This window comes from Pseudomonas sp. GW821-FHT09C10 (assembly GCF_059418085.1).
This window is the reverse complement of sequence record NZ_JBWKPE010000027.1, coordinates 22,939-30,194: the sequence shown is the minus strand read 5'-3', so window position 1 is coordinate 30,194 and position 7,256 is coordinate 22,939. Positions and strand designations below refer to the sequence as shown.

Sequence of the window (7,256 nt, the reverse complement as noted above, 5' to 3'; positions counted from 1 at the left end):
TGTCCCCTTCGTCTAGTGGCCTAGGACACCGCCCTTTCACGGCGGTAACAGGGGTTCGAGTCCCCTAGGGGACGCCACGATTACCCGCTCTGCGGGATTTTTAAGGGTCATTCAATTATTGAATGGCCCTTTTGTTTGTCTGGCGTTTGGCCAATTCTCTCCCCTCATTCCCTTTGCTTTGCTGACCAGTGGTCATGCTTGTCGCTTGCCAAATATTATTATGGTAATAATATTAAACCCATGAAAGTCGGAGGCAACGATGAGCGATAAAAAAGCGCAAACCCGCGAACGTATTCTGCAAGCCGCCAGCGCTGCGTTGATCCAGCGTGGTCCGGCCGAGCCTAGCGTGGGCGAAGTCATGGGCGCGGCGGGGCTGACCGTCGGTGGTTTCTACGCGCACTTTGAAAGCAAGGACGCCTTGATGCTGGAGGCGTTCACCCAGTTATTGGCGCGGCGGCGTGCATCTATCGACGATATGGACGCACAGCTGACGGGAGAAGAGCGCAGGGGCCTGGTGGCGGCGTTTTATCTGTCACGCAAGCATCGCGATTCAACGGCCCAGGCATGCCCGATCCCGGCCACCGTGGGCGAGATGGCGCGGCTGCCGGACGCCTTCCGCGAGGCGCTGAGCGAGCATGTGGAACTGATGGCGGCCCAGCTTGCCGCGAGTCCCGAAGACACTGACAAAGCCTTGGCTGATATGGCGTTGATGATCGGCGGGCTGGCCTTGGCACGCGCCCTGGGGCCGGGCGAGTTGTCGGACCGAGTGTTACGCGCGGCCAAGTCGGCTGTGCGCTAGAAGAGGGTGCAAGGATGGGCGCGTTAACCTGGATTCGTCGCTTCAACGGCACGCTGGGGCACCTGGCGCCGCAAACGGTGGCCAACAAGATGCGGCGTGCCTTCATGACGCCCCGCGACCTGCCGCCACGTGACTGGGAGCTGCCGCTGCTGGCGCAATCGGAGCGCATCACCTTGCGTTTCGGCTTGTCGGCCCTGCGCTGGGGCCAAGGCCCTGCGGTGTTGTTGATGCACGGCTGGGAAGGCCGTCCAACCCAATTCGCCAGCTTGATCAACGCGTTGATAGACAACGGTTACTCCGTGATCGCCCTGGACGGTCCGGCCCATGGTCGTTCACCGGGACGGGAAGCTCACGTGCTGCTGTTCGCCCGAGCCATGCTGGAGGCGGCTGCCGAACTGCCGCCGCTGCACGCCGTGATCGGTCATTCCATGGGCGGCGCCAGTGCGATGCTGGCAGTGCAGTTGGGGCTGCGTACCGAGGCGTTGGTGAGCATCGCCGCACCGTCACGCTTCCTGGATGTGCTGCGCGGCTTTACCCATATGGTCGGTTTACCGGCGCGGGCACGCTCGGCCTTTATCCAGGAGGTGGAGTTGACGTTCGGCATGCCGCTCAAGCACCTGGATGTGGCGCACTACCAGATGAATATCCCCGGCCTGATCGTGCACGCCGAAGACGATACCTTTGTTCCGGTCAAGGCGTCTCAAGCCATCCACGAAGCCTGGTTCGACAGCCGCCTGCTGCGCCTGGAGCAGGGCGGGCACCAGAAAGTGCTGGCCGATCCCCGGGTGATAGAGGGCGTGCTGGCGCTGTTGGCCGGCTGTCGTCTACAGGACCGGCAAACCGCCTGATACACTGCTCCCGCCGACATCAATCGACTGGAGCAAGGCATGGGCTGGGATTTGGCAACGCCGTTTATCATCGATCTGCAGGTCGCGCCTGAAGACATTGACGGCCTGGGGCACGCCAATAACGCGGTATACGTGTCCTGGCTGGAGCGCTGCGCCTGGCGCCATTCCCAGCGCCTGGGGCTGGACCTCACCGAGTACCGCCGCCTGGACCGTGCCATGGCCGTGGTGCGCCATGAAATCGATTACCTGGCGGCAGGCTACGAAGGCGACGAGTTGCAGTTGGGCACCTGGATCGTCGATTGGGACCAGCGCCTGAAGATGACCCGTCGTTTCCAGCTGGTACGCCCGCGTGACGGTGCGACCTTGCTGCGGGCGCACACCACCTTTGTCTGCATCGAATTGTCCAGCGGTAAGCCCAAGCGCATGCCGGCCGAATTTCTCGACGGTTATGGTCCCGCCCTGACAGGGGATTAACGGTTGCCGCGGGAAACCCAGTAAACTGCGCCACGATTTTTGTTGAGTGTTTTCCATGCAAATTGCTTTGGCGCCCATGGAGGGGTTGGTCGACAACATCCTGCGGGACGTGTTGACCCGCGTGGGCGGTATCGACTGGTGTGTGACCGAGTTCATCCGCGTCAACGACCGCCTGCTCACCCCGGCGTATTTCCACAAGCTCGCCCCGGAACTGCTGCACGGTGCCCACACCGCAGCCGGTGTGCCGTTGCGCGTGCAATTGCTCGGTTCCGACCCGGTATGCCTGGCGGAAAACGCCGCCCTGGCATGCGAGCTGGGTTCCGAGGTGATCGACCTGAACTTCGGCTGCCCGGCCAAGACCGTCAATAAGTCCCGCGGCGGTGCGGTGCTGCTCAAGGAGCCGGAGCTGCTCAACCGGATCGTCGAACACGTGCGTCGTGCCGTGCCTGCCCATATCCCGGTCACCGCCAAGATGCGTCTGGGCTTCGACAGCCCGGATGGCGCGCTGGTGTGTGCCACGGCCCTGGCCGAAGGCGGTGCGGCGCATATCGTGGTGCATGCGCGTACCAAGACCGATGGCTACAAACCGCCCGCCCACTGGGAATGGATTCCGCGTGTGCAGGAGGTGGTCAAGGTGCCGGTGTTCGCCAACGGCGATATCTGGAGCGTCGAAGACTGGCGGCGCTGTCGGGAGATCAGTGGTGTCGAAGACATCATGCTCGGTCGCGGCCTGGTGGCGCGTCCGGACCTGGCCCGGCAAATCGCCGCCGCGCGTGCAGGCGAAGACGTCGTGGAAATGACCTGGGCGCAAATGCAGCCCATGCTTCAAGACTTCTGGACCCAGTCGGTAGCACAACTGACCGAGCGTCAGGCTCCCGGTCGATTGAAGCAATGGCTGGCGATGTTGACGCGCAATTACCCCGAAGCTGTAGCGCTGTTTACCGCCCTACGCCGCGAAACCGAACTGGGGCAAGTCAGTCGTTTGTTGGGTATGGATACGCCTGCCGCTGCCTGATCTATAACGATACTGTTGATCATCTGCCGATGGTTCAAACAAGGCTCTTTATCGAAAGATAAGGAGCCTTTTGCGTTGCGGGATTTTTTAGTTGTGACTGAGTTGTTCTGAAAACTTCCGTAGTTATTCGTGCGACAGCTTAATTATGACTGATGATTTTTTGTGTCCGCTAACTATCACAGAACAATAGTTAATGGTGTTGTTAAGTATGTCTCCTAATTGCATGTCTGGCGCTTTATTAATAGGTGTGTCACGCGAGTGTGACGTCGACGTGCGCTGAATCAGGCTTTTCTTGGAGTTGCCATGAGGCAAAGTCTGAAAGTGCGTGTTGGTTTCCTTATGTGAGGTGCGATTTCTGGAACCCGATGGCCTCAGGCTCCACGAAAGTAGTGACTGTGAGGCAACGCTGTTGTCTTCCAGTCCACCTAAATTTCATTGCTGTCCGAGGCATCTAACGGCCGAGATGGCGCTGACGAAGGAACTTGCTTATGTCTCTCTCGATCAATAATTCACCTTCTATGAAACTTGATACGGCACGCGATGAAGTGCCGTCGTCAACACTCCCAAAGTCCAGCGTGCCATTGAGTACCGCCAAGACGGATTCAGCATGGGCATCATCTGCACTTTTTCCTGACAATGCCCGAACGACTCAGGGTGAAATGATGATCAGCGCGGGGGCGCTTTCAAAGTTGTTCGACATGCTTGAGCAAGTCTTCAAGTCCATGCGTGAGGTTATTTTAGGAAAAAATGTAACCCCTCAACCCGCTATCCCCTCCGATAAGGCACTCAAGGCCACACCGGATTCGTCTGACCCGCTGAAAATGAAGGCAGATGCAGCCACGTTACCGAAGGCCTCGTCGGATTCGGCTGACCCGCGGAAAATGAAGGCAGATGCAGGCACGTTACCGAGGGGCTCGTCGGATTCGGCTGACCCACAGAAAATGAAGGCAGATGCAGGCACGTTGCCAAGGACCACGTCGGCTTCGACAGACCCACAGAAAGTGAAGGTAAATGCAGACCCGTTGGCGAAGACCCCGTCGGATACGACGAGCGAACTGAAAGTGAAAGTTGACGACGGGTTGCTTCCAGGGACGTCACACAAGCCCACGTCACATGTTTCACCGGCGGTACCCGTGCCCAGCGTCAACGTGAGTAACGACTCGAATGCGCAGGTAAAGGTGGAGCTCAATATTGGTCGTTGTCACTGCCCTGACACTCCCGTCGAGCACGACAGAGGCAGGTTGAAGACCGTGCCCGACGCGGCGCCCAATCCTGTCCCGATGCCCAAGGCCGAGGTGACTCCGCAGCCCGAAGCCAGGGTGCCTGACACCAAGCCCGGCGTGCAGCCCAAGCCTGCGTTGATACCCAAGGCCGAGGTGACTCCACAACCCGAAGCCAGGGTGCCGGATACCAAGCCCGACGTGCAGCCCAAGCCTGCGTCGATACCCAAGGCCGAGGTGACTCCGCAACCCGAAGCCAAGGTTCCGGGCAGCCATCCTGGTGTGCTGCACAAGCCTGAACCGATGCCCCAGCCCGGGGTAGTACCGCAACCCGACACGAAGATCGTGCCCCCGACTGATACCAAGCCGACGGTCACTCCAGATCAGCCAAAGCCTGAGCCTGACGTGACCAGCCCGGGCCCTGCTGAAAAAGATAACGATCTCAAAGGGTGGAGTTTTATCAATCGTCGTCGGCTGAAAACCTGACGCCAGGCATCGCAATTCAACTTCTTCGATAAATAAAAACAGTGTTTCTCCGGGGCGCTTAACGTCCGGAGAAACACTAAGAAAGTGGAGAGAAACCATGTCGTATTGCTCGATTGATAACATTGCACGCGTAGTGGATGTTCGGCAGGTGTTGAACAGCGATTTGTCGGCGCCTGCCAACGAACTCATGCCTTCATACCGCTTTAAACCCGTCGAGCCTGTCAAAACCGCTGTCTCTACTCCTCTAGGCGTGCCACGAAGTAACTCGGCAGTAGGGGCGGACTCAAATCCAGCTGCCAGCCTTATTGCCTTGTTCACTTCATTTTTCACGCAGTTGTTTAACCTTCTCTCGAATAAAACGGATAAGGTCGTTCCCGATAGTAAGCCGCTGTCCCAAATCACTCCAACTGTCGACCCACCGGCTCCGCCAGAGCCGCAACCGCAACCGAAACCGCAACAAAGTTTCCCCATAGCGAACTTGTCCGATAAGCGAAATGGTGCCAAGCCGGATAATATCTGGAGTGGGTTTCGCCAAGGCCCGGATGGCAACTGTGTCACGGTATCGGCTATTAAGGCGGCCATGTACAAGTTCGGCCAAAGTCCAACGGATATCTATAAAGAGGTGATCAAGACCAACAACGGTTATCGGGTGACGATGCGCGACGACTTTGTACTTAACTTGACGGATCAGGAGTTGAAGGTTGGCGCCGCAGGTTCGCTCTTTATCGGCTCCGATAAAGGCATGCTCAAGGACGCGCAATTTCTGTTCGCTGTCAGTGCCAAGCGTGCGCAGATGGAAAACAACGACGGCTGGGCGAGCCGCAGTTATCGCGCAGCAGTGCGAACATTGAACGATGGGGAGGATGATTATGAGCCGGGTGAGGGCTTCCTGCGTTTGGGGCTGCGCAAGCACATGAAGAGGGTCAACGTGCGTGACCTCGCCAAAGGCCAGTTGGGCATGTGCAATCGTGCCCGTCATTCGGTGGCCGTGATCAATGGCCGCGAAGAGATTTATGGGCGCCAAGGCTCGGCGCCGACACGTGGGGTCGCCATCGCGCTGGTGTGATGCGTGTGTGCAAGGCGTGCGGCCAGAGCCTCTGGCTGCACATTTCCAGTCCAGTCTTGAGTGAGCAGTCCCATGAACACTTTGATTGAGGGTCGTGGCCCGGTCATGGCCAATCGGCCGTATGAGTACGTTTCAAGTATTTCCAACACCAAGGCCGGGGTGAAACTTGATGATCCCGTGAATGCATTCAATGCCGCCGAACGTCGATTTGGCGAAAACTATGACTGCAGTACCCATGCGGCCGTTATCAAAATGATGATGATGACATTCGGTCGACACCCCACTGATGTATTCAATGAGGTCGTTCCCGCAGGTGACGGGTATGCCGTCACCATGAAAGACCAATACAACGTGCATGTTTCACAGGCGGAACTTGAACGAGCGGCACAGGCTTGCAGGTTCACAGGGCGGGACCCCGAGGCGGTGAAACACGCCAGCTTCATGTTCGCGGCCTTTGTGAAACGCAAGCAGCTGTCAGGCGGCTATGGGACGTTCGATGCCGCCCTGGCGAAGACCCTTGAGGGTGAGACAAGCAAGCGATGCCTGGAGGGCATGGGCGTGTATGGTTTGTCGCGATCCGTAGAGGCCAGCGATATGGTTGGCAGGGAGGCTGCCTGGGTACGGCAAACCCATGCCTTTGGCGCTGCGCTGGTGGTGAACGGCATCGTGTCCAACTATGGCCGGCAGGGGCGGACCGAGGGTGGTTATGGGTATGTGCTGTTTGATGATCGCCAGGTTCCATCGCACCCAGGTGTGGAGGTTTCCCTTGTACCAGAAAGCATCAGGCATGCGGATATCTGGCGCGGTTTTTATCAAGGGGCAGAGGGCAATTGTGTCACGGTGTCGGCAATCAAGGCCGCCATCACGCGATTCCCTGACGGCATCTATACGGCTATCCACAGGACACGCGATGGCTTTGAGGTGACGATGCGTGATGGCGTCCGGCTGCGGTTGACGGACGAGGAACTGAGGCAGGCAACCGCAGCCTCGAATTTTCTCGGCAGCGATCGGGTGTTGCTCGATTACGCCAACTTCCTCTACGCCGTCAGCGCCAAGCGCGCGCAAATGGAAAATAACGACTTCCGTGCCCGGCAAAGCTATCCGGTCGCCCTGGAAACCCTCAATGACGGTGAAGCTCCTGGCGAGGCACTCCGACGTCTGGGCCTGTTTGCCTACATGCGTAACAGCACGGTAGACGAGTTGGCCCAGGGCGCGATCGGGACGATGGAAGACGGTTGGCATTCCGTGGCGGTGGTTGGTGGCGCACTGGACCTGTATGGGCAAAAGCACGCGTTGCACACGTCGCCCTGGAAACGCAGGGCGTTGAGCGCGCTAAAGCTGGTGTGAG

General features: G+C 58.5%; 7 protein-coding genes and 1 tRNA gene. All 8 read left to right on the top strand.

Annotation, left to right across the window (positions count from 1 at the left end; genetic code table 11):
* Position 1: 1 nt before the first annotated feature.
* The 8 genes from AC07OT_RS30570 (at position 2) to AC07OT_RS30535 (ending at position 7,255) form a co-directional block, all read left to right on the top strand.
* Positions 2-77, top strand: a tRNA-Glu gene (locus AC07OT_RS30570).
* A gap of 182 nt (positions 78-259) precedes the next feature.
* On the top strand, positions 260-799 hold the full coding sequence (locus AC07OT_RS30565; protein WP_495109842.1) for a TetR/AcrR family transcriptional regulator: 540 nt from the start codon (positions 260-262) through the stop codon (positions 797-799).
* 14 nt (positions 800-813) lie between these two features.
* Positions 814-1,647: an alpha/beta hydrolase gene (locus AC07OT_RS30560; protein ID WP_495109841.1), complete on the top strand. Its 834-nt coding sequence runs from the start codon at positions 814-816 to the stop codon at positions 1,645-1,647.
* 39 nt (positions 1,648-1,686) lie between these two features.
* The gene (locus tag AC07OT_RS30555) at positions 1,687-2,121 is read left to right on the top strand and encodes an acyl-CoA thioesterase (protein WP_495109840.1); all 435 of its coding nucleotides are present in this window, start codon (positions 1,687-1,689) and stop codon (positions 2,119-2,121) included.
* 55 nt (positions 2,122-2,176) lie between these two features.
* Positions 2,177-3,136, top strand: a complete 960-nt coding sequence (locus AC07OT_RS30550; protein WP_495109839.1) for a tRNA dihydrouridine synthase — start codon at positions 2,177-2,179, stop codon at positions 3,134-3,136.
* 488 nt (positions 3,137-3,624) lie between these two features.
* Positions 3,625-4,842 (top strand): hypothetical protein, encoded by a 1,218-nt coding sequence (locus AC07OT_RS30545; protein ID WP_495109838.1) that lies wholly within the window; start codon positions 3,625-3,627, stop codon positions 4,840-4,842.
* A gap of 97 nt (positions 4,843-4,939) precedes the next feature.
* Complete coding sequence (locus tag AC07OT_RS30540; protein ID WP_495109837.1) at positions 4,940-5,908, top strand: hypothetical protein; 969 nt, start codon at positions 4,940-4,942, stop codon at positions 5,906-5,908.
* Positions 5,909-5,980: 72 nt separating this feature from the next.
* A complete protein-coding gene (locus AC07OT_RS30535; RefSeq protein WP_495109836.1) occupies positions 5,981-7,255 on the top strand; it encodes a hypothetical protein in 1,275 nt (424 codons plus the stop codon).
* Position 7,256: the final 1 nt, after the last annotated feature.

Coding starts and splice junctions, on each gene's coding strand:
- AC07OT_RS30535 (WP_495109836.1), top strand. CDS start 5,981: ATGAACACTTTGATTGAGGGTCGTGGCCCGGTCATGGCCAATCGGCCG.
- AC07OT_RS30555 (WP_495109840.1), top strand. CDS start 1,687: ATGGGCTGGGATTTGGCAACGCCGTTTATCATCGATCTGCAGGTCGCG.
- AC07OT_RS30545 (WP_495109838.1), top strand. CDS start 3,625: ATGTCTCTCTCGATCAATAATTCACCTTCTATGAAACTTGATACGGCA.
- AC07OT_RS30560 (WP_495109841.1), top strand. CDS start 814: ATGGGCGCGTTAACCTGGATTCGTCGCTTCAACGGCACGCTGGGGCAC.
- AC07OT_RS30550 (WP_495109839.1), top strand. CDS start 2,177: ATGCAAATTGCTTTGGCGCCCATGGAGGGGTTGGTCGACAACATCCTG.
- AC07OT_RS30565 (WP_495109842.1), top strand. CDS start 260: ATGAGCGATAAAAAAGCGCAAACCCGCGAACGTATTCTGCAAGCCGCC.
- AC07OT_RS30540 (WP_495109837.1), top strand. CDS start 4,940: ATGTCGTATTGCTCGATTGATAACATTGCACGCGTAGTGGATGTTCGG.